Genomic DNA, 26,601 nt, shown 5'->3' with positions numbered 1-26,601 from the left:
GAATACTTCTTCGCAAGCTTTCTTGTGGTCCGTCCAATTTGATAGGCTTGCTTGGTTAGTTGGAATTATCTTCACAGGGGTGGTCACACGATGCTGCATGAGCAGAGGTTGTTTCCGGTAGAGGGCGCGGCGCGGGCCGTGGCGGCAAAGCTGTATGAGACGGTGAAGGATCTTCCAATCATCTCGCCGCACGGGCACACCGATCCGCGCTGGTTTGCCGAGAACAAGCCGTTTCCCGATCCCACGGCGCTGCTGATCCAGCCCGATCACTACATCTTCCGGATGCTGTATTCGCAGGGTGTCTCGCTGGAGTCGCTGGGCATCCCCCAGGTGGACGGCAAGGAGGCCGCCGACCCGCGTGAGGTGTGGCGGATCTTTGCGAAGCACTACTACCTCTTCCGCGGAACGCCCACGCGGCTTTGGCTGGATTATGTTTTTCAGACGCTCTTTGGGTTGAACGAGCGGCTGCGCGCTGAGAATGCGGACGTGTACTACGAGACGATTGCGAAGAAGCTGAACGAGCCGGAGTTCCTGCCGCGTGCGCTCTTCGAGCGGTTCAAGATCGAGGTGCTGGCTACGACCGATGCCGCCTTCGACACGCTCGAGTGGCACAAGGCGATCAAGGATTCGGGTTGGGGAGGCAGGGTGTTGCCGACGTTCCGGCCGGACGCGGTGATCGATGCCGAGTTCCTCGGATTCAAGGAGAACATCGACAAGCTGGGCGAGATTACGGGCGAGGACGTCAGCGGCTACAAGGGCTATCTGAATGCGCTGCGGTCGCGGAGGGCGTTCTTCAAGTCGATGGGAGCGACGGCGACCGACCACGGCCATCTGACAGCGATGACGGCGGACCTCTCGCCGGGGGCTGCGGCGGAGCTGTATGGGCGCGTGTACACGGGCAAGTTGCAGCCGGGCGATGTGGAGCTGTTCCAGGCGCAGATGCTGACCGAGATGGCTGGGATGAGCGTCGAGGATGGGCTGACGATGCAGCTCCATCCCGGCTCGGTGCGCAACCACAATAAGCTGGTGTACGAGAAGTTCGGGCGCGACAAGGGCGCGGATATTCCGGCTCCGACGGAGTATGTGCGCAGCCTGCGGCCGCTGCTGAACAAGTACGGCAACGCTCCGGGGTTCACGTTCATCCTGTTCACGCTGGATGAGTCGACCTACGCGCGCGAGCTGGCTCCGCTGGCCGGGCACTATCCCTGCCTGCGCCTGGGGCCGAGCTGGTGGTTCCACGACTCGCCCGAGGGGATGATGCGCTTCCGCGAGCAGGTGACCGAGACCGCCGGGTTCTACAACACGGTGGGCTTCAATGACGACACGCGGGCGCTTCTTTCGATTCCGGCGCGGCATGACGTCGCGCGGCGGGTCGACAGCGCGTTCCTGGGGAGGCTGGTGGCCGAGCATCGGTTGGATGAGGATGAGGCGCTGGACCTGGTGTATGAGTTGACGGTCGGGCTGGTGAAGAAGGCGTATCGTCTGTAGTCGTTCGGCAAGTAAGGATGGGGTATGAGTTTATTTTTTGCAGTGGGTTCTCCGGAGACCGAGCTGTCTCCGGAGCAGATTCGCGCGGGGTTGTTCAGCGCGCTGGATAAGCTGGGTGCGCGCAAGACCGTGCTGGCGGTGCCGCCGGACTTTACCCGGATGCACTCGAAGTCGGGCGAGCTGACGGAGCTGATCTGGGAGTACTACGGCAATGCGCTGGTGGATGTGCTGCCCGCGCTGGGTACGCACAAGCCGATGTCCGATAAGGAGATCGTCACGATGTTCGGGGCTACTCCGCGTGATCTTTTTCGTGTGCACGACTGGCGCAACGATATCGTGACGCTGGGAGAGGTGCCGGGCGAGTTCATGCACGAGATCAGCGAGGGCAAGCTGGACTACTCCTGGCCCGCGCAGGTGAACAAGCTGCTGCGCGACGGCGGGCACGACCTGATCCTGTCGATCGGGCAGGTGGTGCCGCACGAGGTCGTCGGCATGGCGAACGGGAGCAAGAACATCTTCGTCGGAACCGGTGGCGTGATGGGGATTCACCGGTCGCACTTCCTCGGCGCGGTGTACGGCATGGAGCGGATGATGGGCCGCGCCGATACGCCCGTGCGCAAGGTGCTGAACTACGCCAGCGAGCACTTCGGCAAGGAGCTGCCGCAGATCGTCTACGTGCAGACGGTGGTGAACAAGAACGCGGCGGGCAAGCTGGTGATGCGCGGGCTGTACATCGGCGACGACCGGGAGTGTTTTGAGCGGGCGGCGGAGCTGAGCCTGAAGTGCAACTTCCTGATGATGGATCGGGAGATCAAGAAGGCTGTGGTCTTTCTCGATCCGCATGAGTTCCGCTCGACGTGGCTGGGGAACAAAAGCGTCTATCGCACACGGATGGCGCTGGCCGATGGCGCGGAGCTGATCGTGCTGGCTCCGGGGGTGCATGAGTTCGGTGAGGATGCGGCGATTGACGTGCTCATTCGGAAGTACGGCTACTGCGGCACGCCGGAGACGCTGGAGGCGGTGAAGCACGATGCGGCTCTGGCCTCGAACCTGAGCGCGGCGGCTCATCTGATCCACGGCTCGAGTGAGGGACGGTTCACGATACGGTACTGCCCAGGCCACCTGACGCGGGAGGAGATCGAGAGCGTCCACTTCGAGTATGGCGATCTGGCCGAGTACACGGCGAAGTACGATCCGGCGAAGTTGACGGATGGGTGGAATGTCGTGGATGGGGAGGAGATTTTCTACATCTCGAACCCGGGGCTTGGGCTTTGGGCTTATGAGGGGCGGTTCAAGGATTGAGAGTTGTGGCTGGGGTGAGGGAAGCATACCTCGGGGGCTAAAGCCCGCATCTGTGGAGGGTTTTAGTGTCCGGGCTAAAGCCCGGACCTACCCCAGAAGCAACGGCAAGGACAACGGCAATAGCAGAAGCAACGACAAAGGCAAAAGCAGATTCCTCCGCTTCGCTCCTGAATGACAAACAAGAAAACAGGCAACGGCATGGCCACGAAAGTACAGGCAACGGCGGGTTCTTTGGCTTCTCGGGAGTATGGATTTGCCGGTTGTGGTGACTGGTGAGTATGCTGGGTGAGTAGATTGGTTAGACCACTGGGGCCGCAGAAAGCGGACCCAACAGGATGGAGAATCGAATGAGCGAAGTGTTGAGACTGCCGAAGTTTTCGGTCGGCGTTGGCGATCGGTTTGCGCACCAGGCGAAGGCCCAGTTGGCGGCGTGTGTGCTCGCGGCAGAGGCTGGCATTGAGGTGGTTCCGGTGTGGAACAAGTCCAACCGGGAGCACATGATTATCGGCTCCGAGCCTTCGGCGACGCGTCTGGCTGCCGATGCTGCGGTGAAGGATCTGGGTTGGACCAAACCCTACTTCCTCGACGCCGACCACATCAACCTGAAGACGGTCGGCCGCTTCCTCGCTCCCTGCGATTTCTTTACGCTGGACGTGGCGGACATGATCGGCCAGCCTGCGGCTCCCGAGGATGTGAAGGCGTTTGTTGACCGGCACCCGGAGCTGGTGGGTACGGTGACGATCCCCGCGATTGCCGAGCCGTTCACGACCGACCGGGCCTTCGTCGAGGGCGTGGCCAACAAGTTCCTCGCCGCTGTGCAGGACGCGGGTAAGATTTATCGGTTCCTGGTGGAGAATAAGGGCGAAGGCAAGTTTGTGCCCGAGGTCTCGATGGATGAGACCGATGCGCCGCAGACGCCGGTGGAACTGCTGATTATCCTGGCGGCGATTGCCGATGAGAAGATCCCGATCCAGACCATCGCGCCGAAGTTTACGGGCCGCTTCAACAAGGGCGTGGACTACGTTGGCGATGTGCCCCAGTTCACCAAGGAGTTCGAGGAGGACCTGGCGGCGATTGCGTTTGCGATCAAGACCTACGGGCTGCCGGACAACCTGAAGCTCAGCGTGCACTCGGGTTCGGACAAGTTCTCGATCTATAAGGCAATCCACGACGGCGTGAAGAAGTTCAACTCGGGCGTTCACCTGAAGACGGCGGGCACGACCTGGCTCGAAGAGCTGATCGGACTGGCTGAGGCGGGTGGTGAGGGGCTGGCGCTGGCCAAGGACGTCTATGCCGAGGCGTATGCGCATGAGGCCGAGTTGTGCGCTCCGTATGCGACCGTCATCGACATCGACCCGGCCAAGCTGCCCGAGCCTGCGGTGGTGAATGGTTGGACCAGCAAGCAGTTTACCGACGCGTTGCGCCACGACCAGAGCAATCCGGCCTACAACCAGAGCTTCCGCCAGTTGCTGCATGTGGGCTTCAAGGTGGCGGCCAAGATGGGCGACCGCTATCTGAAGGCGCTCGAGGCGAACGAGGCGATTGTGGCCAAGAACGTGACCACCAACCTCTTCGAGCGGCACATCAAGCCGGTGTTTCTGGGGCTGTAGATGATCGTTGTATTGATGGGGGTAACTGGATCGGGGAAGACGACGATTGGGACGCTGCTGGCGCAGCGGACCGGCGTCGTCTTTGCCGATGCCGATGATTATCATCCGGCTGCCAATAAAGAGAAGATGGCGGCGGGGCATCCGCTGAACGATGACGACCGGCAGCCGTGGCTGGAGACGCTGAACGGCCTGCTGCGCGGTTGGTCGGAGAGCGGCAAGGGCGGCGTGTTGGCGTGCTCGGCCCTGAAGGCCAGCTACCGCAAGACGCTGGGCGCGGGGATGCCGGAGGGTACGGTTCATTTTGTTCTGCTGGATGGCTCGCGGGAGATGATCGCGGAGCGGTTGGCGGCGCGGAAGCACGAGTACATGAACCCGAAGCTGCTGGACAGCCAGTTTGCGACGCTGGAGACGCCGGGCGAGGGTGAGGCTTTGCGGGTTGTGAACGACCGGGCTCCGGATGAGGTTGTGGCCGAGGTTCTGGCGAAGATTGGGAAGGTTTAGGGGAGTTTAGGAGACGGCATGGGACACAAGTTGTTTGATCTGACGGGCAAGACGGCAGTGGTGGTGGGCGGAACCTCGGGGATCGGCCTGGCGATGGCGATTGGGCTGGCTGAGGCGGGCGCGAATGTCGTCGCCAGCTCGCGGCGGCAGGAGCAGGTGGACGAGGCGGCGGCGGCGATTGAGGCCAAGGGCGTGAAGACGCTGCGGCTGACGTCGGATGTGAGCGACCGGGCCACGTTGCAGACGCTCTGCGATGAGACCGTTGCGGCGTTCGGGAAGGTCGATATCCTCATCAACAGCGCGGGCAAGATCAAGCGCGAGCCGACGCTCACGGTCAGCGAGGAGACCTGGGACGACATCATGAACACGAACGTGACCGGGACGCTGCGGGCTTGCCAGATCTTCGGCAAGCACATGCTGGCGAATGGGTCGGGCAAGATCATCAATATCGCTTCGCTGAATACTTTTGTCTCGCTGAAGGAAGTGACGGCTTATGCGGCCAGCAAGGCGGCTGTGGGCGCGCTGACCAAGTCGCTGGCGGTGGAGTGGAGTGCGCAGGGCGTGACGGTGAATGCGATTGCTCCGGGCGTCTTTCGGACGGCGTTGAACCAGAAGCTGCTGGACGAGAGCGAGCGCGGCAAGGAGCTGCGGATGCGGACTCCGATGAACCGCTTCGGCAAGGTGGAGGAGCTGGTGGGATCGGCGATCTTCCTGGCCAGCGAGGCTTCGAACTTCGTTACGGGCGAGATTCTGGTGGTCGATGGCGGGTTCCTGGCCAGCGGCGTAAATCAGTAGCATTCAGACGGCAAAGAAAATCCCCGCAAGCAGACGCTCTGCTTGCGGGGATTTTCTTTGCTGGCCGGGGCCGCTTTACGGGCGATGGTGAAGTGCGCCCGAGACTCCGGGGTGGTCGTCCTGCGGTTTACGGTAGATGACGGCTAGGTTGGTAGGGATGATCGCCAGGGCCAGAAGAAGGAAAGCTACGATCTCACCGGTATCCAGAGGTCCAAGCGTATGCAGGTAGAAGGCGGCAGCGGCGATACCAAGAACTGTCGCTGCAATGACGAGACGGGCTACTGTTTTCGCCCAGGGTTTGTGATCAAAAGGAAGCATCTTCGGCTCCTGTGTGTCCGGGGGCTAACACCGGCCATATTTACTTAGATGGCGGAGGTGCTCCGGACGTTGCGGGAGGATTGTAGGCGCGCGGGGATGGAATTGTCGAGGGATGTCATTTGTTGGTCGTGGGCTAGTTGGCATCCACCGTTTCCGAATGACCGGCAAGCTGGAAGTGAAGCCACGGAATGAGCATTTCCCGTTCCTTACGACCAACATGTCAGCTTGATCTGACCGGCTGGGCCTCAGCTAAATCGCAGGGTCGAGATGTACTTCGCGATCAACTCCAGTGGCGGCTTTCCTCAAACCACATCGCGCGCGAAACGAGATGAACGGCCGCTCGACCCCGAAGTATAAGAGCGACGCGCCGCCCAGGCACGTTACAACATAGACGGCGAACGATCTCCATCCTGCCTGGGCTGTAAGTGCAGGCAGCAAAAGATGCGTAGCGTGCGCGACTGATTTATGGGTGAGGTACAGGCTGAATGCCAGGGCTGCAATCGTTGATGCTCCAGGAACTCGTGTCCGCAAGAATCCTTTCTCGCAAACGGCTGCAGAGACGAGCAGACCAAACCCGCATGCGAGGGCTGGAAACGCAAAGAGGATGCTGAGAGGAAGATCAGGGGCAGGATAGTCAAAGCCGCATAGCTGAAGTGCACCCAGCACACAGGCGAGCCCGAGAATTGCCAGGATTTCACTATGCTTCGTGAAGCAAGCCCACCAATGGGTCTTGAAGGTGCGAACGATGGCCAGGCTTACACCCATTACCAGGCCATCAAGGCGTGAGTAGGTTGGGTAATAGATGTACTTCATCATCATGAGAGCTTGCTGATCACCCGCACTCCGGATGACGGAGTGGAGCAACCAGGCCCGCAGGCCGATTCCGCCAACGACAAGGAACAGCAGCACGGAAGCAGTCTTCCGCGACGACGGTTTGCGTCTCAGTAGAACGAGGAGGAGCGGGAAAAACAGGTAGAAGTGCTCTTCAACGCAGAGCGACCAAATATGAGAAAACGCACGATGCTCCGGGTATCCAAGGAGCAAGAGATTCCACGTGAAGCTTGCATACTGCCAACCTGCGTACGGGCCGGGCGCTTCACGCCATAGCGGCATGATTAAGTACAGCAGCAATACGACGAAGAACGCAGGCAGAATGCGATAAGCGCGACGCATGTAGAAATCGCTGAATGATGGCTGTCTCCCTGTCAGATATGGCTTCAGAAGTTGCGAGCCTATGAGAAATCCGCTCAAGACGAAAAATAGATCGACTCCGACCCAGCCGATCTTAGCGATAGGGTGCATGACAGATGGAAGCAACTCCTGCATGTCGAGGTGGTAGAGCATCACGACAACAATGGCCAGAGTGCGTAATGTGTCCAATCCGTGAAAGCGAATGGAAGGTGTGACTTGAGAAGGTGGCATGGATGCAACCTAGCTGTCAGATGTGAAAAGGGTTGTGCTCCGATGATTAGGCGCTCACTCTTCTTGGGGCACTAGTGTCTAGCGTGGTTCTAGAGCATTTTGCATGCGCAACAGCCGTTCAGCGATCACAAAGAGCTGATTCATCGCAAGGCTTTGTCCTTGCTTTCAGGGGAGATAGGTGCATGGCCTATGATGGTAGGGACATTGTGGTTCGTATGGAGCTGAGGTAGATGAAGGAAGATTGTGCGGGGTTGGAGCTGAGGGCGGCAAAGGGTTGCCGGTGGGATCTGGTGAGCTTGGGCGAGGTGATGTTGCGGTTCGATCCGGGCGAGCAGCGGATCTCGCATACGCGGAGCTTCAATGTGTGGGAGGGCGGCGGGGAGTACAACGTCGCGCGCGGGCTGCGGCGGTGCTTCGGCAAGCGCACCTCGATTGTGACGGCGCTGGCCGATAATCCGGTGGGGCGGCTGGTCGAGGACCTGATGCTGCAGGGCGGGGTGGATCTGAGCCATGTGTGCTGGACTCCGTATGACGGGGTGGGGCGCGAGTCGCGGAACGGCATCTACTTTCTGGAGCGGGGCGCGGGCGTGCGCGGCGCGATGGGGATGATGGATCGGGGGCATACGCCGATCTCGCAGATGAAGGCTGGGCAGGTGGATTGGGACGCGATCTTCGGGCAGGAGGGCGTGCGCTGGTTCCATACCGGCGGGGTGATGTGCGCGCTCTCCGGCGACTCGCCCGCGGTGGCGCGGGAGGCGATGCAGGCGGCCAAGCGGCATGGGGTGGTGGTCAGTTATGACTGCAACTACCGGCCCTCGTTGTGGAAGACGGCAGGCGGGCGGCAGGGCTCGATTGACGTGAATCGCAGCCTGATGCCTTATGTGGATGTGCTCTTCGGGCATGAGGGAGATATTGCGGCGGTGATGGGCGATAGCTCGCATGGGCCGCCGTGGCACGATGTGCTCAGTTACGCGGAGATGTCGGCGCGGGTGACGGAGGAGTTCGCAAATATCCGGGTGATTGCCACGACGACGCGGCGGCCGAAGACCGCGAATCGCAATGACTGGGCCGCGTTTGGGTTTGCCAACGGGCAGGTCTTCCAGAGCATGGACTATCTCGATATGGAGATCTTCGACCGCGTGGGCGGAGGGGATTCGTTTGCTTCGGGGCTGATCTATGGGCTGCTGGAGGGGCGCGGGATGCAGTGGGCGCTGGACTGCGGCGTGGCTCATGGCGCGCTGGCGATGACGACGCCGGGGGATAGCTCGATGGCGACGCTGGCCGAGGTGGAGCGGCTGATGGCCGGTGCTTCGGCGGGCGTGCAACGATAGATCTTTTTAGCAGAAACAGGCTATAGAAACAGGACGTCAGGAGACGAAGATGGATAAGGTTACGGTTTTGGAGACGATGCGGCAGATTGGCCTGGTGCCGGTACTGCGGGCGGATTCGGTGGATAAGGCGATGGCTCTGGCAGAGGCGGTGGCCGATGGCGGCGTGACGGTGCTCGAGGTGACGATGACCGTGCCGGGAGCGATTGAGGTGATGCGGCGGCTGGCGCAGCAGCGGCCGGATATTCTGGTCGGCGCGGGGACGGTGCTGGACCCGGAGACGGCTCGGATGTGCATCCTCGAGGGCGCGCAGTTTGTGGTGAGCCCGGCTCTGAATCTGAAGACGATTGAGATGTGCCATCGCTACTCGATTGCGGTGCTGCCGGGGGCGTTGACGCCGACCGAGATTGTGACGGCGTGGCAGGCGGGGGCGGATGTGGTGAAGGTATTTCCGGCGAGTGCTATGGGCGGGGCGAAGTACCTGAAGGCCGTGAAGGCTCCGCTGCCGCAGGTAGAGCTGATTCCGACGGGCGGGGTTTCGGTGGCTACGGCGCATGAGTTTCTGGAGGCTGGGGCCTTTGCGCTGGGGGTTGGCGGCGACCTGGTGGACCATAAGGCGATGAACGAGGGCCGGGCGCATGTGGTGACGGAGACGGCGCGGAAGTATCTGGAGATAGTGAAGGAGTATCGGGCTAAGAAGGCTTAGCCGCTGGCTAGATCGCTGCTTTGGGCTGGGTGGTCCAGAGCAGCGGCTGGCGGATGGGGAAGGTGCGGAGCAGCTCGGGCGCGGCGGGCTGGGCGGGGGTGAGGCTGCGCCATAGCTCGGCGTAAGGAGCGCGAGAGTAGGCGCGGGCGGCGAAGAGCAGGGCCGGGCGGCGGCAGGGCAGATCGTGGAAGTGGGTCTGGTCGGCGGGGTAGGGCCAGGTGGAGCGGCTCTCGATGTAGGGCGCGTGGCGGGCGATGGCGGCTCGAAGGCCGGGGCCGTCCTGTAGCTCGTGCTCCCAGAGGCTGTCGAAGCGGGTGCTGAGGAGGACGGCTGTGCCCGCGAGCAGGTCGAGGTTGAAGAGGGAGTTGCGGTAGGGGTTGGGTGTGGGCAACTCGTGGGGGAAGAGGCCGGTGGCGTCGATCTGGGCGCGGATCGTAATGGTCTTGAAGCGGTGGCGGAGGTCGGCGAGGAGTGGCTCGTTGGCGGTGAGGCGGGCGCAGGCGGCGGATTGCAGCAGCCAGGAGGAGGCGTGGTGGTCCTTGCGGTCGCGGGCCAGCAGGGCGGTGCGGTCGTGCATGAGCCAGTCGAGGTAGGAGGCGAACCACGGGAGGTAGGGGGCCGTGTCTATGCCGAGGAAGGGGATCGCGACGGCGATCTCGGCGAGGCCGATGGCTTCGAGGATGTCCTCGGGGTTGGGGGCGTTCAGGGCTGGGGGCATGCGGGTGGCGGGGGAGACGAACCAGGCGTCGAGGTGGGCGGCGGCGTGTTTGGTCAGGGCGGGATCGTTGGTGAGGGTGACGGCTGCGGCCAGGGCGGGAAGGATGAGGCTCAGGTCGAGCAGGGAGTCGGTGGATGACGGGTTCGGCTGGTGGCTCAGGGCCTCGCGGGCGGCGGTGAGGATACGGTCGTGGTCGATGAGGGCTACGTCGGGGTGGGTGGATTGGGCGTGGAGGAGGGTTGAGGCGAGTGTTGCCGTGGTGAGGGTGACGAAGGCTCTGCGGGTGGTGGGCATGGCGGGAACCCTCGGGCGCAGAGTAGCACGGCAGAGGGATAGGAGGTCTATAGGTTCATGGGGGGATAAGATAGGGCAAGTGAATTCATGAGGAGAAGTTCAAGGATGGCCGGACGCAGCGTTGGTCGATGTCGTGGATCTGAGCGGACTAGGGCTCGTGTATTGGAATGGTGTCCAGACGGCGTGGGGGATGGGCGATGAGCGTCTGGATATTTTCCTCGCTCCTCTTCCTTACCTCGGCGGTGGCTGGGCTGCTGGGATCGCTTACCGGACTGGGGGGCGGCGTGGTGCTGGTGCCGGTGATGGTGCTGCTCTTCAAGGTCGATCTGCGCTATGCGATCGGGGCGTCGCTGGTCTCGGTGATTGCGACCTCGTCGGGAGCGGCGGCGGCCTATGTGCGGGATGGGCTGTCGAATATCCGCATCGGCATGTTGCTGGAAGTGGCGACGACGCTGGGGGCGCTGCTGGGCGCGTACCTGACGGCGAAGGTGTCGAACCGGGCGATTGGGATTACGTTTGGCGTGGTGCTGCTGTACTCGGCGTATGCCTCGATGCGCAAGCGGCGGTATGAGGCGGTGGATGAGCCGCCGGACCCGCTGGCGGTGAAGCTGAAGCTCGAAGGAAGCTTCAACTGCACGGGCGTGGTTGAGAGCTATAGCGCGCGGCATGTGCCGTTGGGGTTTGGAATCATGTTCGGCGCGGGGACGCTGTCGGGGCTGCTCGGCATCGGATCGGGTGCGGTGAAGGTGCTGGCGATGGATCGGGCGATGCGGCTGCCGTTCAAGGTTTCTACGACGACGAGCAACTTTATGATCGGCGTGACGGCGGCGGCGAGCGCGGGGATTTATCTGGCGCGAGGGTACATCGAGCCCGCGATTGCGATGCCGGTGATGCTGGGCGTGTTGCTGGGGTCGGCGGTGGGGTCGGGGATGCTGGTGAAGGCGAAGGTGCCGACGCTGAAGGCTGTCTTCAGTGTGGTGATCGTGGCGCTGGGCGTGGAGATGATCTACAGCGGCTTGACGGGGAGGCTCTAGTGGATACGGGGCTGAAGGTGGAAGATTCGGACCGGAAGATGGAGATCGCTATCGGGCAGATGCTCCGTTATGGCGTGGTTGGGTCTGGGCTGGTGGTGGCTGCGGGTGGGGCGCTGTACCTGGGCAAGTCGTATGGTGTGGCGACGCGGTATGCGACGTTTCATGCCACGGCTCCGTCGCTGCGCACGATTGCGGGTGTGCTGCATGGGGTGGGGAGGCTCGATCCCGAGAGCCTGATCCAGCTTGGGATTCTGCTGCTGATCGCTACGCCGGTGGCGCGGGTAGTCTTCTGCCTGGTGGGCTTTCTGGTGCAGCGGGACCATGTGTATGTGGCGATCAGTTTGCTGGTGCTGGCTATCCTTGTCTACAGCTTTGTACGTGGGACAAGCTGATCTGGATGAGCCCCGTCTTCATTGCGTTGATTGCCGCCGCGGGCATCGCTCTGATGTTGGTGCGTCCGTGGGGAGTTGCAGAGGTCTACTGGGTGGGCGGGAGCGCGGCGCTGCTGGTTGCGTTGCGGTTGGTGCCGCTGCGGCTGGCCGGCCATGCGATCGCTGAGGGAGCGGATGTTTACCTCTTTCTGATTGGGATGATGCTTCTCTCCGAACTGGCGCGGGAGCATGGGGTCTTCGACTGGCTGGCGTCGGTTGCCGTGCGCGGGGCGCGGGGATCGTGCGTGAGGCTGTTCTGTTTGGTGTATGGGATCGGTACGTTGGTGACGATCTTCATGTCGAACGATGCGACCGCCGTGGTTCTGACTCCGGCGATTCTGGCCGCGGTGCGCAAGGCTAAGGTGCAGGCGCTGCCTTACCTGTTTGCGTGTGCCTTGATCGCCAATGCGGCATCCTTTGTGCTGCCCATTTCGAACCCTGCGAATCTGGTGGTGTTCCATGATGGGCTGCCGCCGCTGGGGCGATGGATGATTGACTTTGGGGTGCCGTCGCTGCTCTCGATTGCGGCGACCTTCTTGGTGTTGAGGGTTTGGTTTCGCAGGGAGTTGGTGGCGCGTATTGAAGCCGAGGTGGAGGCTCAGGAGTTGAGTCGAAGCGGCCAGTTGGTGGCCGGTGGGCTGGTGCTGGTGGTGGCGGTAATGCTTGGGGCTTCGGCGATGGGAATCGATCTGGGGCTGCCCGCTTGTGTTGCCGCGCTGGCGATTACTGCGGTTGTGTCGGTTGTGGAGCGGAGAAGTCCGGTGGGGCTGGTGCGGGAGATTAGCTGGAGCACGCTGGCTCTGGTTGCGGGGCTGTTTGTGCTGGTGGATGCGGTGGAGAGCATCGGGGCGCTGAAGGGGACGGTCGCGGCTCTGGCTTGGGCTCAGGGGCTTGGGACGGAGTTGGGGGCGTTGGTGGTGGGGTTTGTGGTTGGGGTGGGGAATAATGTGGTGAATAATTTGCCGCTCGGGTTGATCGCGGCTGGAACGCTGCGGACGGCGCAGGTGCACGGGTTGTTGGCCCATGCTGTGCTCATCGGCGTGGATCTGGGGCCGAACCTTTCCGTTACAGGGTCGCTGGCGACGATTCTCTGGCTGATTGCGCTACGACGGGAGGGCTTGCATGTGAGCTTTATGGACTTCCTGAAGGTGGGGGCGGTGGCGATGCCGGTCGCGCTGCTGGCGGCGCTGGGTGGGGCAGTTGTGATGTCGTGGATGTGATTTGCTGGGGATAGGGCGGGCTTTCAGCCCTCATGTGTGTGGGGGATTTCTACCTGGGCTTCGCCCCGGGTAGGTATAGGGCGCGCCGTTGGCGCTTTTTAAGGCAAGATTTGTGCGACGGGATGAAGAAAGCATACCTCGGGGGCTAAAGCCCGCATCTGTGGCGAGTTTTAATGTCCGGGCTAAAGCCCGGACCTACCCCAGAAGCAACGATAAGGGCTTAGATCACCTCAGGGGCGGCGGCGATGTCGCTGCGGTTCAGGCGGGAGCCTGTGAAGCCGTATAGGGCCACTACTACGTAACTGAGGAGGGGAAGCGTATAGCCGAGGGCCAGGCTGCCCGTGGAGCGCGTGATGAATGCCATGAGCGGGGGGAAGATGGCTCCGCCCATGATGGCCATGACAAGCAGGCTGCCGCCCAGCTTGGTGTTGGGGCCGAGGCCCTTGACGCCGAGCGCGAAGATGGTGGGGAACATGATCGACATGAAGAAGCTGGTGCCCAGGATAGCCCAGGTGCCGACGATTCCGGGGCGCAGGATGCCCACCGCGAGCAGGGCGATGTTGAAGAGAGCGTAGACCGCCATCATGCGGGCGGGCGAGATGAAGCGCATCAGCGGGGTGGAGATGATGCGGCCCAGAGCCAGCGCGATGAGGGTGCCGGTGAGAAAGTATCCGGCCTCTTTCTCCGAGACCGTGGTGTAGGTCTTCATGTAAGGGATGAAGGTGCTCCAGGTGGAGATCTGCGCGCCGACATAGATGAACTGCGTGATGACTGCGAAGATCAGGTGGGGGTACTGGAGCAGGGCTTTGAAGCTGCCCTGGTCACCGCCCTCGGTCTCTTCGGTATTGAGCATGACCGGGAAGTGGACGCGGGAGATGGTGAAGGCGAGGGCCAGCACGACTAGCCCGAGCACAACGTAGGTGGGGACGACGCGCATGATCTCCGAGTGGAGGTAGGCGGCGTAGGTTCCGGCGGTCTTCATCGCGGCCACCTGTGCGGGGCTTTTTTCGACGCCGGAGAAGATGAACCAGGTGCCGACCAGAACGCCGGTGATGGTGCCGGGCGGGTTGAAGGCCTGGGCGAAGTTGAGGCGGCGCTCGCTGGTGGCGGGGTCTCCGAACTGCGCCATGAAGGGGTTGCAGGCGGTCTCGAGGATGGAGGAGCCGCAGCCGACGAGGAAGAGCGCGAGCAGGAACGGCAGGTACTGGCCGATGACTCCGGCGGGCCAGAAGAGCAGGGTGCCGATGCCGAAGGTCGAGAGGCCGATGAGCATTCCGGATTTGTAACCAAATTTGCGCATAATCAGCGCGGCCGGAATCGCCATGGTGCCGTAGGCGAGGAAGACGGCGGTCTGGACGAGCTGAGCCTGAATGAGGCTTAGCTCAAAGGATTTCTTAAACTGCTGGACGAGGATGTCGGTGAGGTTGTTCGACATGCCCCAGAGGAAGAAGATGGCGGTGACGAGAACGAACGGAAGCATCTGGCCCGTGGGAAAGATGGACTTGCCCCGCGACTCTTCAGATTCTTTGCGGGGACCGACCGAGGTTGAGATCTGCAATTTGTTACTCCGTTCGTTACAGGTTACTGGTGCATCTGAATCATAATCTTGGTGAAGGCTGCAGGGTTGGCGGACCATTTTGCCAGCATGGAGGGTGCCTCATCCAATGAGACTACGGCTGTGACTGCCTCGTCTACGGGGAAGCGTCCCGCGTCGAGCATGGCCATTACCTCGAGAAAGTCGACGGGCAGAGCGTTGCGCGAGCCCATGATGTCCAGCTCTTTCTGGACGAAGAGGCGGGTCTCGTAGGCGACCGGCTCCTTGGCGTAGCCGATGTAGACGACGCGGCCCGTGAAGGCCACCTCTTCGACGGCGAGGCGGAAGGTCTCGGGCAGGCCGATGGCCTCGATCATGACGTCGGGGCCGTTGCCGCCGGTGATCTCGCGCAGGCGGGCGCGAACGTCCTCGCGGCTGGAGTGGATGAGGTCGGTGGCTCCGGCGAGGCGGGCGGTCTCGAGCTTGGCGTCGTCGAGGTCGATGGCGATGGTGCGGGCTCCGCGGAAGGCCGCGCCCGCGATGGCTCCGAGGCCGATGCCGCCGCAGCCGAAGATGGCTACCACGTCGGTGCTGGTGACGCGCCCGCGTGCGACGGCGTGGAAGCCGACGGTGAGAGGCTCCACCAGGCAGAGGTGCTTGAGCGGCAGGGTCGCGGATGGGTAAACCTTGGTGGAGGGGACCGAGAGCAGCTCGGTGATGGCTCCGTCGCGCTGCACGCCGAAGGTCTGGTTGTACTGGCAGGCGTTCTCGCGGCCGCGCAGGCAGGAGGGGCAGCGGCCGCAGCTCGTATAGGGAGACACTGTGACCTGGGTGCCTGCGGCGATGTTCGAGTTGCCCTCGATGACCGTCGCGGCGATCTCGTGGCCGAGCACGCGGGGGTAGGTGATGAGCGGATTGCGGCCGCGGAAGGAGTTCAGATCGGTCCCGCAGAGGCCGACCATCTCGACCTTAAGCAGGAGATCGCCGCCGCTGGGCTGGGGTTCTGCGATCTCGGTGATCGCGGCGTTGCCCGTATCTAAAAGGGAGAGTGCTTTCACGCTTAGTCCTCGGGGTTTTGTTGGGTGGGGAGTTGATAGATGCGGGTGGCTACTTCGCCCTCGATATGGGCGCGCTCGGTGGGGCTGAGGGGGGCGATCCACTCGGTGACGATGCGCCACCACTCGGAGTAGTTCGAGGCTACGGTGAGCACGGGCCAGTCGCTGCCGACCATCAGACGTGAGGGGCCGAAGACGTCGAGGACGGTGTCGAAGTAGGGGTAGAGCTGGGCCGGGGTCCAGCGGTTCCAGTCCGCCTCGGTGACCAGGCCGGAGAGCTTGCAGGTGACGTTCTCGCGGCGGCCCAGGTCGCGGATGGCGGTGTTCCAGGAGTCGAACTCGTTGTGGCGGATGTCGGGCTTGGCGATGTGGTCGAGCACGAAGAACTGCGCGGGGTGGCGGTCGACGAAGCGCGTGGCCTCGGGGAGCTGATGGGGGAAGATGAGAATGTCGTAGGTGAGGCCGGTCCCGAGCAGGGCGGAGATGCCGCGGTTGAAGCGGGGGGCGTTGAGAAAGCCCTCGGGCTCGCCCTGCACGACGTGGCGGAGGCCGCGTAGTAGGGGATTTTTTCGAAGCTCGGCCAATATCGCGGGGAAGTTGTCGGCGCTGAGTGGAGCCCAGCCGACGACGCCCTGGATGAGCTTGGAGTGGGCCGCGAGACCAAGCAGCCAGTGCGTCTCTTCGAGCGTCTGCCGGGCCTGTACGGCGACCGAGGCGTCGACCCCAGCCGCGGCTGCCTCGCGCTCGATATCGGCGAGCAGGAAGTCATGCCGGAGCACCTGCTGGGCGTCGTCGATCCAGCTATACTCCTCGGGCGTGTAGTGCCAGAGATGGTGGTGCGCATCAACGCGCATGGGCGCTCCCTTCTGGACATACGAGGGCGGCGCTTGAATCAGTGCAGCCGCGGATGGGGTGGGACACGAGATTACTCCAGGGCGCTACGAGGCGAAGCTGGTTTGAAGATCTTCGTTGAGCGCTGATTGTCCTAGTCTAACCCGGCGAAGCGGATGCCGTCAGGGGGTGTTCGTGACCTGGCGCTCGCCGTCGGCTGTCGCGACTTTGGCAGGCGTAGGCAGGTTGGTGACGTCCCAGCCTCCGCCCAGGGCCTGGATCAGCTCGACGGCGGCGGTCATCTGGTTGACCTGAAGCGTTACCCGCGTCTGCTGATCGCTCAGCAGCGTGGTTTGGGCGGAGATGACGTTCAGGTAGGGATCGAGGCCGGTCTGGTAGCGGCTGTTGGCGATGGTGAGGTAACGCTGCGCGGCGTCGATGGCTACGTCCTGCTTGGTTGTCTGCTGCGAGAGTACTCGGAGGGTGGCGATGTAGTCTTCGACCTGTTGAAACGCGGTCAGGACGGTCTGGCGGTAGCTGGCGACGTCGGCGTTGTAGTTGGCCGTGTACTGGGCGACGGTGGCCTGGCGCAGGCCCGCGTCGAAGATAGTTTCGGAGGCCGAGGCTCCCACGGACCAGAGCAGGGCCGGGACCGAGAAGAGCGAGGTGATGGTGGAGGAGCCGAGGCCGCCCGCGCCGGTGAGCGAGAGGCTGGGATAGTAGGCGGCCTTCTCGATGCCGATGACGGCGTTGGCCTGGGCCATGGTGCGCTCGGCGGCGGCGATGTCGGGGCGGCGCTGGAGGAGCTGCGAGGGCACTCCGACGGGGATTGGCGGCACGGGCGTCGAGAGGGCTTTGACGGGCAGTGAGAAGCTGGACGCGGGCTTGCCGATGAGGGTGGCGATGGCATGCTCGTAGATGGCGCGGTTGGTGGCGATGCCTGCGGCGGTCTCTTCGGCGTTGGCGAGGGTTACCTCGGCCTGGGCGACCGACTCCGGGCTGTCGATGCCGGTCTCGACCAGGGTGCGGGTCAGCTCGAGTGACTTACGGTCGGCCTCGATGGTCTGGTTGAAGACGTCCTGCAGGGCATCCTGCCCGCGCAGCTCGAAGTAGAACTCGGCGAGGCTGGCCTGTTCGCTGAGGCGCTCGTTCTCGAGATCGGCGGCGCTGACCTGTGCGGCGTACTGAAACTCGTGGACCTGGCTGCTGATGCGGCCCCAGAGATCGGGCTCCCAGGAGACGTCGAAGGGAAGTTGAAGGCTGGTGGAGGTGCCGCCGCCGGTGCTGGTGGCGCCGCTGCTGCCGGCGACGCCGACGCCGCGCAGAGTGTCGGGCGAGTGCTGACGGCTGTAGGACGGGGCGACGCTCAGGGTGGGGAAGTAGCCTGCGCGGGCCTGACGGACCTGTGCGCGGGCGGCCATGAAGTTCTGGAAGAACTGCGCGAGATTCTGGTTGTTGATGTCGAGCTGCTCTTCGAGCGCGTTCAGTTCGGGCTCGTTGAAGACCTCCCACCACTTGCCCTTCAAGGCTGCGTCCTGCGGGTGCGCGGGCTGCCAGGTGCCGCTACCCGCGGTGGTGTAGGCGGCGGGGGCGGACTCTTTGAACTCGGGTGGCGCGACGACGGCGGGCTTGGTGTACTTGGGGCCGACGTGGCAGCCGGAGAGAACGAGGCACAGCGCCGCGAGGGCGGATAGGGTGCCGGTGGTTCGCCGGGTGGAGGTCGAGATGATTCGGTCGTGGTTCATATGGGTGTCTCCGGATTCCTTACCTGTTCTTATCTGGCAGCGTGGCTCGGAGTCAGTGCAGCAGCGTGTTTCTTCCGTCCGAACTTCAGGCGGAGGTTGTCCATGAACAGATAGATGACAGGGGTTGTATACAGCGTAAGCACCTGGCTGACGATAAGCCCGCCGATGATGGAGATGCCGAGCGGACGGCGCAGTTCCGAGCCGATGCCGTGTCCGGCGGCCAGGGGGACGGCCCCGAAGAGAGCAGCCATCGTGGTCATCAGAATGGGGCGGAAGCGCAGCATCGATGCCTCGAAGATGGAGTCGCGCGTGTTCTTGCCCTCGTTGCGCTCGGCATTCAACGCGAAGTCGATCATCATAATCGCGTTCTTCTTTACGATGCCGATGAGCAGAATGACGCCGATGATCGACATGACATCCAACTCGCTCTTGGTGAGCAGCAGCGCGAGGATGGCTCCTACGCTTGCGGAGGGGAGAGTCGAGAGGATGGTCAGGGGATGGACGAGGCTCTCATAGAGGATGCCGAGCACGATGTAAACGGCCAGGATCGCGGTGATGACGAGGTAAGGCTCGCTGCCGAGCGAATCCTGGAAGGCCTGGAGCGTGCCGGAGAACTGGCCGTGGACCGACGCAGGCATCCCGAGCTTCTGCTGGATCTGCTGGATCTCCTCCGTGGCCTGGCCCAGCGATACGCCGGGTCCGAGATTGAACGAGACCGTGACTGAAGGGAAGAGGCCGGTGTGGTTGACCGAGAGTGGCGAGGTGGAGGGCTCGTACTTGAGCACGGAGGCGAGCGGGATGGGGCCGCCCCCGGTGGTGGGGATGAGGTAGGTGTTCTTGAGGCCGTCGGGCGTCTGCCAGTACTTGGGCGCGACCTCCATGACGACGTAGTACTGATTCAGCGGCGTGTAGATGGTGGAGACCTCGGCCTGGCCGAAGGCGTCGTAGAGCGTGTTGTCGATGAGCTGCGGTGTGACTCCGAGACGAGCGGCAGTGGGGCGGTCGTAGGTGAGCAATGCTTGCAGGCCGCGGTTCTGCTGGTCGGTGTTGACGTCCTGGAAGCCGGGGGCTTTGCGTAACTCGCTCAGCAGCAGGGGACCGTACTTTTGCAGGTCCTGCGTGGTCTCGGCTTGCAGGGTGTACTGGTACTCGGCGCTGGACTGACGGCCGCCGATGCGGATGTCCTGTGTGGGTTGCAGGAAGGTCGCGGTGCCGGTGACGCGGGCCAGCTTGGGGCGCAGGCGCGCGATGATCTGGTCGGCGCTGGCACCCCGCTCTCCAAGCGGCTTGAGTGCGATGAAGGTGAAGCCGGTGTTGGTCGCGCCCTGTCCGCCCGTGAAGGCCATGACGTTGGCGATGCCGGGGTCGGCCTTGATGATGTCGATGGACTGCTCGACCGCAGTGCGCATGGCGTAGAACGAGATGTCCTGCGGCCCTTGCATTCCGCCGGTCATGACGCCGGTGTCTTGCTGGGGGAAGAAGCCCTTGGGGATCTTGATGATGAGGAAGACGTTGAGCCCGAGGGTGATGAGGAAGATGATGAGGATGAAGACGCTGTGATTGAGCACCCAGTCGAGGCTGCGGCTGTAGCCCTTGAGCACGAGATTGAAGCCGCGCTCGCTCCAGTTGTAGAGGCGGCCGTGCTTGATCTCTTTTTCGGCGACCAGGACGCGCGAACACATCATCGGCGTCGTGGTGAGAGAGATCACCATCGAGACGAGGATGGCTGTTGAGAGCGTGATGGCGAACTCGCGGAAGAGGCGGCCGATGATGCCGCCCATCATCAGCAGCGGGATGAAGACGGCTATAAGCGAGATGCTGATGGAGAAGACGGTGAAGCCGATCTCCTCCGCGCCCTTGAGTGCGGCCTCCATTGGCGTGAGGCCCTCTTCGAGGTGGCGCGCGATGTTTTCCATGACGACGATGGCGTCGTCGACCACGAAGCCGCTGGCGATGGCGAGGGCCATCAGGGAGAGGTTGTCCAGCGTGTAGCCCAACAGGTACATGACGGCGCAGGTGCCGATGAGCGATACGGGCACCGCGACGGCAGGGATCAGCGTGGCGCGGCCGTTGCGGAGGAAGAGGAAGACGACCAGGATGACCAGTATCACCGAGATGACCAGTGTGCGCTCGATGTCCGAGACCGAGGCGCGGATGGTGGTGGTGCGGTCGAGGATGGTGATGAGGTGCTGGCCCGTGGGGATGGTGGCTTGTAGCGATGGCAGCGCGGCTTTCACGGCATCGACCGTGGTGATGATGTTCGCGCCGGGCTGGCGGAAGATGATCATGTTGACCGATGGCTTGCCGTTGAGAAACCCGGCCTGGCGTATGGTCTGCTGCGAGTCGACGACGTCGGCCACATCTTCGAGCCGCACTGCGCCGCCGTTGTGATAGCCGATGACCAACGGCCTATAAGCAGCGGCTTTCGAGATCTGGTCGTTGGCTACGATGTCGGAGGTGATCTCGCCGTTGGCTATCTGGCCTTTGGCTACGTTGGAGTTCTGTCCTGCGATGACTTGCTGCACTGCGGGCAGGCTGATGCCGTAGCTGGCGAGTTGGTTCGGGTTGATCTCGACTCGCACCGCGGGCAGGGAAGCGCCGACGACGGAGACCTGGCCGACGCCGGGGATCTGCGAGATGCGCTGCTCCATAACCGTGGAGGCTTCGTCGTAGAGCGCCGGTACATCGTAAACGTCGGACTGCAGGCCGAGGATGAGGATGGGGGAGTCGGCTGGGTTGACCTTGCGGTAGGTCGGGTTGGCCGGGAGGTTTGCGGGCAGGTAGGTGCGGGCTGCGTTGATGCCTGCTTCGACGTCGCGTGCGGCTCCGTCGATGTCGCGGCTGAGATCGAACTGGAGGGTAATGCTGGTGGTGCTGAGCGAACTCGACGAGGTCATCTCGGTGACTCCGGCGATATGGCCGAACTCACGCTCAAGCGGGGTGGCGATGGAGGACGCCATGATGTCGGGGCTTGCGCCCGGCAGCGTGGCGGCGACCGTGATGGTGGGGAAGTCGACCTGCGGGAGCGGCGAGACCGGCAGCACGGCAAACGCGATGGCGCCGGCGATGGCGACTGCGATGGTCAGCAGCGTCGTGGCGACAGGGCGTTCGATGAAGAGCCGTGATGGGTTCATGCGCAGGGCCTCATGCGTGCTCGGCTTCGGGCTGGACGGCGTTTCTCTTGCGCGAGAAACGCTCGCCGAGGTTGTCGAAGAAGATGTAGATGACCGGGGTTGTATACAGTGTAAGCACCTGGCTGAAGATGAGGCCGCCGACCATGGCCACGCCCAGCGGCTTGCGCAGCTCGGAGCCGATGCCGGAGCCGAAGGCCAGGGGAAGGCCGCTGAGGAGGGCGGCCATCGTCGTCATCATGATGGGGCGGAAGCGCAGCAGAGAGGCTTGATAGATGGCCTCGGTCGCGGTCTTGCCCTCTTTGCGTTCAGCCTCGAGAGCGAAGTCGACCATCATGATGCCGTTCTTCTTCACGATGCCGATGAGCAGGATGATGCCGATGATGGCGACGATGTCGAGGTCGAGGTGAAAGAGCCGCAGGGCGAGCAGGGCTCCGACGCCCGCCGAGGGCAACGTGGAGAGAATCGTGACCGGATGAATGAAGCTCTCGTACAGCACGCCGAGGACGATGTAGACGGTGACCAGCGCGGCGAGGATGAGGATGCCTTCGTTCGAGAGCGAGCCCTGGAAGGCGGAGGCGGTGCCTTGATAGTTGGCGACCACGCTGGGGGGCAGATGAGAGTCGGCGATGACCTTGTCCATGGCGTCGAGCGCCTGGCCGAGCGAGTAGCCGCCACCGAGGTTGAAGGAGATGGTGACGGACGGGAACTGTCCCTGATGGTTGATGGACAGCGCCTGGCCGCGGCTCTCGAAGTGGGCGATGGCGCTGAGCGGCACGGGGGTGGATGCGGCTGTGGTCCCGGTGGTGCCGCCTCCGCCGCTGCCGCCGGTTCCAGCCGTGGAGTCGCCGGTGCTGGAACCTGCACGGGTGGTGCCGCTGGTCGAGGTCGAGGTGCTCGAAGAGATGCTGGTGGAGGTGCTCTGGCTGGAGAGGACGTTGGCGCTGGAGGAGGCTGTGGAGGTGGACGAGAGCGAGGAGGTTGCGTTGACGCCGGAGGTCGCCGAGATACTGGGATTGCTGTTCGAGAAGGCGGAGGTGCCGGTGGCCGCTGCCGAGATGCCGGAGGTTGCGGAGGGCGTCAGCAGCGCGTTGCCTGAGGATGCGGTGACGCCCGAACCTGCGCCTGACGATGATCCGGCGGTTGCGGTGGCCGTGGAGGCCGAGGTGGCGCTGGTGAGCGACGACTGAATGTAGATGTCGTTAAGCTTCTGGGGATTGATCTGAAACTTGGGATCGGTCTCCAGAATGACATGATACTGATTCAGTTGCGTATACATGGTGTTGATCTGGCGCTGGCCGAAGGCGTCGTAGAGCGTGTTGTCGATGGCCGAGGGCGTGATGCCGAAGCGCGATGCGGTGGCGCGGTCGATGACAAGCGCTTCAGCTTTGCCGCCGAGCTGCTGGTCGGTGACCACATCCGACAGCTCGGGGAGCTGCTTCAGCCTGGCAACCAGATCGTGCGTGACGGAGTTCAGTTCGGCCTGGTTGGGGTCTTCGAGTGTGTACTGGTACTCGGTGCGGCTTACGCGATCATCGACCGTTAGGTCCTGCACCGGCTGCATGTAGAGCCTGATGCCTTCGATCTTTTCGAGCTTCGGTCCCAGGCGGTCAATGACCTGTGTGGCGGAGAGTCCGCGCTCTTCGAGCGGCTTCAGGTTGATCTGAATGCGTCCGCTGTTCAGTGTGGTGTTGGTTCCGTCGGGGCCGATGAAGGAGGAGATGCTCTCGACCGCTGGGTCGGCCAGCAGCACCTTGGCAAGGTTCTGCTGACGTTCTGTCATGGCCTGGAAGGAGATAGACGCAGAGGCCTGCGAGATGCCCTGGATGATGCCCGTGTCCTGAGTGGGGAAGAAGCCCTTGGGGACCGTCATGTAGAGGACGACGGTGAGCACCAGAGTGGCCAGCGCCACCAGTAGGGTGATGGTTTGGAAGCGGAGCACGAAGCTGAGGGTGCGTCCGTAGAAGGCGATGATGTCTTCGAAGATGCGTTCGGAGACCTTGTAGAAGCGGCTTTGCTTTTCGGGCGGTGTATAGCTGAGCAGGCGCGCGGACATCATCGGTGTCAGCGTGAGCGAGACAAAGGCGGAGATGACGATGGTGATGGCAAGCGTTACTGCAAATTGGCGGAAGAGACGTCCGGCGATGTCGCCCATGAAGAGCAGCGGGATGAGCACCGCGATGAGCGAGACGGTGAGCGAGAGGATGGTGAAGCCGATCTGCTCCGCCCCGACGAGCGCGGCCTCCATCGGGGACTCGCCCTCTTCGATGTAACGCGAGATGTTCTCGATCATCACGATGGCGTCGTCCACCACGAAGCCGGTGGAGATGGTGAGCGCCATCATGGTGAGGTTGTTGAGGCTGTAGCCCGCCAGGTACATGACGCCGAAGGTGCCCACGAGCGAGAGCGGTACGGCGATGCTAGGGATGATGGTCGCGGGGATCGAGCGGAGGAAGAGGAAGATGACCATCACGACGAGGGCGATGGTGAGGATCAGCTCAAACTCGACGTCTTTGACCGAGGCGCGGATGGCGGTGGTGCGGTCGGTGACGATCTGGACGTGAACTGCTTGCGGCAGTGTGGAGACGAGCTGCGGCAACAGGCGCTGGATGCTATCGACGACCTGGATGGTGTTGGCGCCGGGCTGGCGCTGGATGTTCAGGATCACCGCAGGCGTATAGTTCATCCACGCGGCGAGCTTCGAGTTCTCGACTCCATCGACCACGCGGGCGACCTCAGGCAGCATCACCGGCGCGCCGTTGCGATAGGCGACCACGACCGCCCTGTAATCGTCGCTGGTCTGGAGCTGGTCGTTCGCGTTGATGGTGTAGTCCTGCGCGGGGCCGTCGAAGCTGCCCTTGGCGGAGTTCAGGCTGTTGCCGGTGAGCGAGTTGCGCAGGTCTTCAAGGTTGATCCCGTAGGCCGAGAGCGCAGTGGGATTGGCTTGAATACGAACCGCGGGCTTCTGACCGCCGGAGATGCTGACGAGGCCGACGCCGGAGATCTGCGAGATCTTGGGCGCGAGCCGGGTGTCGGCGAGGTCTTCGACCTGGGGTAGTGCGACTTCGTTGGAGGTGAGTGCGAGCGTCAGTACGGGAGCATCGGCCGGGTTGGATTTGCTATAGACCGGCGGCGCGGGCAGATTCGCGGGCAGGTAGCTCTGGGCGGCATTGATCGCGGCCTGCACCTCTTGCTCGGCCACGTCGATGCTGAGCGAGAGTTGAAACTGCATGACGATGACCGACACGCCGCCGGCGCTGGTGGAGGTCATCTGGCTGAGACCGGCGACCTCGCCGAACTGGCGCTCGAGCGGAGCGGTGACGGCCGAGGCGACGACGTCAGGGCTCGCCCCCGGATAGAAGGTGAGGACCTGCATGGTCGGGTAATCGACCTCGGGCAGGGCGGAGATGGGCAGTTGGAAGTACGCCACGCCGCCCGCGAGAAAGATGGCGACCATCAGCAGTGCAGTCGCTACCGGGCGGAGAATAAATGGCTTGGACGGATTCATGGAGCCGGGTTCCCACTCAATGGTTTACTGCTGGTCGGAGTGCCCTGGTGCGGGCTGCTGACCGCGACCGACACGTTGTTCTCAAGGCGGTCGAAGCCGCTGGTCGCAACGGTGACGCCGGGGTCGAGGCCTTGAACCGCTGTCGAGGTGTCGTCGTTGGTGACGACGGTGACGGGGTGGACCGCGACGGTGTGGCCGTTGTTGGCGCCGGAGTTTACGGTGTACACAAAGGCGGCGGTGCCGTTATGCTGTACGGCTGCCGACGGCACCAGCGTTGCATTCGGCAGCGAGCTGACGAGCAGGCGCGCGTTCACGAACTGGTTGGGGAAGAGCTGCAGATCGTTGTTGTTGAAGCTGGCGCGGAACTTGACCGTGCCCGTCGTTGTGTCGATCTGGTTGTTGAGCGAGGTGAGCTTGCCGGTCTCGAGCTGCTTGTCGTTGGAGCGATCGAAGATATCGACCTGAAGCTGCTTGCGCCCGCGTAGCTGCTCCTGCACCTGCGGCAGATTGTCCTCGGATACGTTGAAGACCACGGTAATCGGTTGCAGTTGAGTGATGACCAGCAGCGTGGAGCCGCTGCCCGCAAAGACAGTATTGCCGGGGTCGACCAGACGCAGGCCTACGCGGCCGCTGATGGGGGCAGTGATGTGGCAGTAGGCCAACTGTACCTGGTCGTAGGCGACGGTGCCCTGATCGGCCTTGACCGTGCCCTCTTCCTGCACGACGATCTGCTCTTGATCTTCGAGCTGCTGTCTTGCAATGGCATTCTTGGCGAAGGCCGCCTGATAGCGGGCGAGATCGATCTTGGCTTCGGCCAGCACGCCCTCATCGTGTTGCAGGGTGCCTTCTGCCTGGGTCAGGTTTGCCTGGTAGGGGCGCGGGTCGATCTCGATGAGAGGATCGCCTCTGTGTACGATCTCGCCCTCGTGATAGCGAACCTCCATCACGCGGCCGGTGATCTGGCTATAGATCGTGACCGTGTTGGTGGGAGTTACGGTACCCAGGGTATCGACGTAGATATTCATGTTGCCCGCAGTCGATTGGCCGACGGTGATCGCGGCTGGTCCCTGTTGCCCGCGGCCGTTGCCTGCCTTCTTGCCGCCCGCAGGTATGCCGGGCCCCGCGGCAGGGGAGGTCTCCGAGCTGAAGTGACGGATCGCCAGAAGCACCAGCACGATGACCACGCCAATGACTACCCAGCGCAGCGTGTGCGACTGCTTGTGGGCGTGGAAAGGCTCGGCTAGGGTAGGCGAAGCGGTGGCCTGGGTCGCGGAGGGTGTACCCGGGTTGGTGGAGGTATGTGCTTCAGAGGTGGCTCCCAGATCCTGATCGTCAGATGGGCTGCCCGTACTATTTTGCTGATTCATCTCTTGCCCTTTTCAGCCACGAAGCAGATGGTGAGGCGGTGCGACTAAGGTGTAGGACGTTGGTCCTGGTCAGCTTCTTCTTATGGAAGGTTCTGGAGGCAAAAAAGTTTCGTCGGCGCAGAGATTCCATGTCCTGGCCGATCATGCTGGATCGGAAGAATCAATGCAATAAAGCCTGTTGAACAGGTGAAGAAAATTAACTTACCTCACGTTTGCTTTGATGCAGATAAGAGGCAAACGGTGAGCGTGGAAGGTGCGAATAA

20 protein-coding genes are annotated in these 26,601 nt (G+C 62.8%); 10 read left to right on the top strand and 10 right to left on the bottom strand.

All coding sequences use genetic code 11. The features are described from left to right. Positions 1-90: 90 nt before the first annotated feature. The 5 genes from uxaC (at position 91) to FTO74_RS11205 (ending at position 5,696) form a co-directional block, all read left to right on the top strand. Entirely contained in the window at positions 91-1,488 is a 1,398-nt protein-coding gene (uxaC, locus tag FTO74_RS11225) for a glucuronate isomerase (protein ID WP_162538232.1), read from the top strand. Between the two features lie 24 nt (positions 1,489-1,512). Continuing rightward, positions 1,513-2,790: a lactate racemase domain-containing protein gene (locus tag FTO74_RS11220; RefSeq protein WP_162538231.1), complete on the top strand. Its 1,278-nt coding sequence runs from the start codon at positions 1,513-1,515 to the stop codon at positions 2,788-2,790. Between the two features lie 347 nt (positions 2,791-3,137). Then, positions 3,138-4,400 (top strand): tagaturonate epimerase family protein, encoded by a 1,263-nt coding sequence (locus FTO74_RS11215; protein WP_162538230.1) that lies wholly within the window; start codon positions 3,138-3,140, stop codon positions 4,398-4,400. Further along, positions 4,401-4,901 carry a gluconokinase gene (locus FTO74_RS11210; protein ID WP_162538229.1) on the top strand — a complete coding sequence of 167 codons (501 nt, stop codon included), beginning with the start codon at positions 4,401-4,403 and terminating at the stop codon, positions 4,899-4,901. Between the two features lie 18 nt (positions 4,902-4,919). Then, entirely contained in the window at positions 4,920-5,696 is a 777-nt protein-coding gene (locus tag FTO74_RS11205) for a glucose 1-dehydrogenase (protein ID WP_162538228.1), read from the top strand. Positions 5,697-5,771: 75 nt separating this feature from the next. Here the strand turns inward: FTO74_RS11205 and FTO74_RS11200 are convergent, their stop codons facing one another. Together FTO74_RS11200 and FTO74_RS11195 are read right to left on the bottom strand one after the other, a co-directional pair. After that, a complete protein-coding gene (locus tag FTO74_RS11200; RefSeq protein WP_162538227.1) occupies positions 5,772-6,014 on the bottom strand; it encodes a hypothetical protein in 243 nt (80 codons plus the stop codon). A gap of 249 nt (positions 6,015-6,263) precedes the next feature. Further along, the gene (locus FTO74_RS11195; protein ID WP_162538226.1) at positions 6,264-7,436 is read right to left on the bottom strand and encodes an acyltransferase; all 1,173 of its coding nucleotides are present in this window, start codon (positions 7,434-7,436) and stop codon (positions 6,264-6,266) included. Positions 7,437-7,666: 230 nt separating this feature from the next. Here FTO74_RS11195 and FTO74_RS11190 point away from each other — a divergent pair, with 230 nt between their 5' ends. After that, positions 7,667-8,767: a sugar kinase gene (locus FTO74_RS11190; protein WP_162538225.1), complete on the top strand. Its 1,101-nt coding sequence runs from the start codon at positions 7,667-7,669 to the stop codon at positions 8,765-8,767. 49 nt (positions 8,768-8,816) lie between these two features. Then, on the top strand, positions 8,817-9,470 hold the full coding sequence (locus tag FTO74_RS11185; RefSeq protein ID WP_162538224.1) for a bifunctional 2-keto-4-hydroxyglutarate aldolase/2-keto-3-deoxy-6-phosphogluconate aldolase: 654 nt from the start codon (positions 8,817-8,819) through the stop codon (positions 9,468-9,470). 7 nt (positions 9,471-9,477) lie between these two features. Here FTO74_RS11185 and FTO74_RS11180 read toward each other — a convergent pair whose 3' ends face one another. After that, on the bottom strand, positions 9,478-10,482 hold the full coding sequence (locus FTO74_RS11180; RefSeq protein WP_162538223.1) for an alginate lyase family protein: 1,005 nt from the start codon (positions 10,480-10,482) through the stop codon (positions 9,478-9,480). A gap of 197 nt (positions 10,483-10,679) precedes the next feature. On the opposite strand from FTO74_RS11180, the gene FTO74_RS11175 reads away from it, so the two are divergent. From FTO74_RS11175 to FTO74_RS11165, 3 genes are read left to right on the top strand one after another with little or no spacing between them, the layout of a single operon-like run. Then, complete coding sequence (locus FTO74_RS11175; protein WP_162538222.1) at positions 10,680-11,516, top strand: sulfite exporter TauE/SafE family protein; 837 nt, start codon at positions 10,680-10,682, stop codon at positions 11,514-11,516. Beyond that, positions 11,516-11,908 (top strand): DUF1634 domain-containing protein, encoded by a 393-nt coding sequence (locus FTO74_RS11170; protein ID WP_220399003.1) that lies wholly within the window; start codon positions 11,516-11,518, stop codon positions 11,906-11,908. The genes FTO74_RS11175 and FTO74_RS11170 overlap by 1 nt, the downstream gene beginning before the upstream one ends. A gap of 5 nt (positions 11,909-11,913) precedes the next feature. After that, the gene (locus FTO74_RS11165; protein ID WP_162538221.1) at positions 11,914-13,167 is read left to right on the top strand and encodes an SLC13 family permease; all 1,254 of its coding nucleotides are present in this window, start codon (positions 11,914-11,916) and stop codon (positions 13,165-13,167) included. A gap of 220 nt (positions 13,168-13,387) precedes the next feature. Here the strand turns inward: FTO74_RS11165 and fucP are convergent, their stop codons facing one another. The 7 genes from fucP to FTO74_RS11130 form a co-directional block, all read right to left on the bottom strand. After that, positions 13,388-14,725 carry an L-fucose:H+ symporter permease gene (fucP, locus tag FTO74_RS11160; protein ID WP_255462204.1) on the bottom strand — a complete coding sequence of 446 codons (1,338 nt, stop codon included), beginning with the start codon at positions 14,723-14,725 and terminating at the stop codon, positions 13,388-13,390. A 23-nt stretch (positions 14,726-14,748) separates the two neighbouring features. After that, positions 14,749-15,759 carry a zinc-binding alcohol dehydrogenase family protein gene (locus tag FTO74_RS11155; RefSeq protein ID WP_162538220.1) on the bottom strand — a complete coding sequence of 337 codons (1,011 nt, stop codon included), beginning with the start codon at positions 15,757-15,759 and terminating at the stop codon, positions 14,749-14,751. Positions 15,760-15,761: 2 nt separating this feature from the next. After that, on the bottom strand, positions 15,762-16,610 hold the full coding sequence (locus FTO74_RS11150) for an amidohydrolase family protein (protein ID WP_162538219.1): 849 nt from the start codon (positions 16,608-16,610) through the stop codon (positions 15,762-15,764). Between the two features lie 159 nt (positions 16,611-16,769). Further along, the gene (locus FTO74_RS11145; RefSeq protein WP_162538218.1) at positions 16,770-18,332 is read right to left on the bottom strand and encodes an efflux transporter outer membrane subunit; all 1,563 of its coding nucleotides are present in this window, start codon (positions 18,330-18,332) and stop codon (positions 16,770-16,772) included. A gap of 29 nt (positions 18,333-18,361) precedes the next feature. Continuing rightward, positions 18,362-21,466: an efflux RND transporter permease subunit gene (locus tag FTO74_RS11140; protein ID WP_162538217.1), complete on the bottom strand. Its 3,105-nt coding sequence runs from the start codon at positions 21,464-21,466 to the stop codon at positions 18,362-18,364. Between the two features lie 10 nt (positions 21,467-21,476). Next, complete coding sequence (locus tag FTO74_RS11135) at positions 21,477-24,971, bottom strand: efflux RND transporter permease subunit (protein ID WP_162538216.1); 3,495 nt, start codon at positions 24,969-24,971, stop codon at positions 21,477-21,479. Then, positions 24,968-26,338, bottom strand: a complete 1,371-nt coding sequence (locus tag FTO74_RS11130; protein ID WP_255462203.1) for an efflux RND transporter periplasmic adaptor subunit — start codon at positions 26,336-26,338, stop codon at positions 24,968-24,970. The genes FTO74_RS11135 and FTO74_RS11130 overlap by 4 nt, the downstream gene beginning before the upstream one ends. Between the last annotated feature and the right edge of the window lie 263 nt (positions 26,339-26,601).

The organism is Granulicella sp. WH15, assembly GCF_009914315.1.
GTDB lineage: Bacteria > Acidobacteriota > Terriglobia > Terriglobales > Acidobacteriaceae > Edaphobacter.
The sequence above is the reverse complement of the archived record's forward strand: the minus strand, read 5'-3'. Positions and strand labels throughout refer to the sequence as shown.

Bases quoted from the DNA above. Each gene is read 5' to 3' on its own strand.
- FTO74_RS11130 (WP_255462203.1), bottom strand. From the start codon at position 26,338: ATGAATCAGCAAAATAGTACGGGCAGCCCATCTGACGATCAGGATCTG.
- FTO74_RS11135 (WP_162538216.1), bottom strand. From the start codon at position 24,971: ATGAATCCGTCCAAGCCATTTATTCTCCGCCCGGTAGCGACTGCACTG.
- FTO74_RS11165 (WP_162538221.1), top strand. From the start codon at position 11,914: ATGAGCCCCGTCTTCATTGCGTTGATTGCCGCCGCGGGCATCGCTCTG.
- FTO74_RS11210 (WP_162538229.1), top strand. From the start codon at position 4,401: ATGATCGTTGTATTGATGGGGGTAACTGGATCGGGGAAGACGACGATT.
- FTO74_RS11150 (WP_162538219.1), bottom strand. From the start codon at position 16,610: ATGCGCGTTGATGCGCACCACCATCTCTGGCACTACACGCCCGAGGAG.
- FTO74_RS11205 (WP_162538228.1), top strand. From the start codon at position 4,920: ATGGGACACAAGTTGTTTGATCTGACGGGCAAGACGGCAGTGGTGGTG.
- FTO74_RS11195 (WP_162538226.1), bottom strand. From the start codon at position 7,436: ATGCCACCTTCTCAAGTCACACCTTCCATTCGCTTTCACGGATTGGAC.
- FTO74_RS11220 (WP_162538231.1), top strand. From the start codon at position 1,513: ATGAGTTTATTTTTTGCAGTGGGTTCTCCGGAGACCGAGCTGTCTCCG.
- uxaC (WP_162538232.1), top strand. From the start codon at position 91: ATGCTGCATGAGCAGAGGTTGTTTCCGGTAGAGGGCGCGGCGCGGGCC.
- FTO74_RS11175 (WP_162538222.1), top strand. From the start codon at position 10,680: ATGAGCGTCTGGATATTTTCCTCGCTCCTCTTCCTTACCTCGGCGGTG.
- FTO74_RS11180 (WP_162538223.1), bottom strand. From the start codon at position 10,482: ATGCCCACCACCCGCAGAGCCTTCGTCACCCTCACCACGGCAACACTC.
- FTO74_RS11145 (WP_162538218.1), bottom strand. From the start codon at position 18,332: ATGAACCACGACCGAATCATCTCGACCTCCACCCGGCGAACCACCGGC.
- FTO74_RS11200 (WP_162538227.1), bottom strand. From the start codon at position 6,014: ATGCTTCCTTTTGATCACAAACCCTGGGCGAAAACAGTAGCCCGTCTC.
- FTO74_RS11190 (WP_162538225.1), top strand. From the start codon at position 7,667: ATGAAGGAAGATTGTGCGGGGTTGGAGCTGAGGGCGGCAAAGGGTTGC.
- FTO74_RS11185 (WP_162538224.1), top strand. From the start codon at position 8,817: ATGGATAAGGTTACGGTTTTGGAGACGATGCGGCAGATTGGCCTGGTG.
- FTO74_RS11215 (WP_162538230.1), top strand. From the start codon at position 3,138: ATGAGCGAAGTGTTGAGACTGCCGAAGTTTTCGGTCGGCGTTGGCGAT.
- FTO74_RS11140 (WP_162538217.1), bottom strand. From the start codon at position 21,466: ATGAACCCATCACGGCTCTTCATCGAACGCCCTGTCGCCACGACGCTG.